General features: G+C 66.5%; 1 protein-coding gene. It reads left to right on the top strand.

Annotation, left to right across the window (positions count from 1 at the left end):
* Nucleotides 1-51: 51 nt before the first annotated feature.
* A partial coding sequence (locus MKL09_RS32385) for a hypothetical protein (RefSeq protein ID WP_244023305.1) occupies nucleotides 52-746 on the top strand: 695 nt, incomplete at its 3' end.

Genomic DNA, 746 nt, shown 5'->3' with positions numbered 1-746 from the left:
GATCGCTTCCAAGACTGGATCCGCTCGAACCCCGAGAAGGTCGAGCACATCATGGATGGCATCTCGAAGGCCCTCGTCTGGGTCGCCGAGAAGATCGGCGCATTGGTCGAGAGCATCACCGGGAGCAACGGGGACGAGTTCCTCAAGAAGTGGGACGCCTTCAGCGAGCGCGTGGAGCGGTTCGCCACCGCGGTAGAGCGGATCGCGAAGGCCTCGGTTCAGGTGTCGAACCTGTTGGACAAGTTCAGCGGCAAGGAAGTGTCGGGCGTCGGATCGGCCTCGACGTGGCTGCTTGAGAAGATGGGATTGCTTCCGCCCGGTAGTTCGAGCGGGACGGGGACGGTACGCAACGGCGTGTCGTTCGATGAACAGCGCGAACGGGCCCCCGCGGATCGGCCGGGCCTGTTCAAGCGAGCGGCGCGGGCGGTGAAGCGCGCCCTCAGTGGCGGCTCAGCCGAAGCTCACGGTGGTGACGGTGGTCTGCCGGCCGAGAGTGACGGGACCATTACCACGCACGGCCATCGCTGGAAGCCCGGCGCCAACTCTGCGGGGGGCAAGGAACGGGTCGCGTCCTGGCTGAAGTTCGCTCAGGCGCCTGTCGCTGAGGGTGGCATGGGTGCGGATCTGGAAACTGCCAGGGCCCTTGTTGCGACCATGCAGGGCGAGTCGACCGCGAACCTCGACCCGACGATCAAGGGCGACCCGGATGCGAGCGGTCGCCCGACGAGCTTCGGCACCGCGCAGTG

The sequence above is a fragment of the Methylobacterium sp. J-048 genome, assembly GCF_022829515.1.
Lineage (GTDB): Bacteria > Pseudomonadota > Alphaproteobacteria > Rhizobiales > Beijerinckiaceae > Methylobacterium.
The sequence above is the reverse complement of the archived record's forward strand: the minus strand, read 5'-3'. Positions and strand labels throughout refer to the sequence as shown.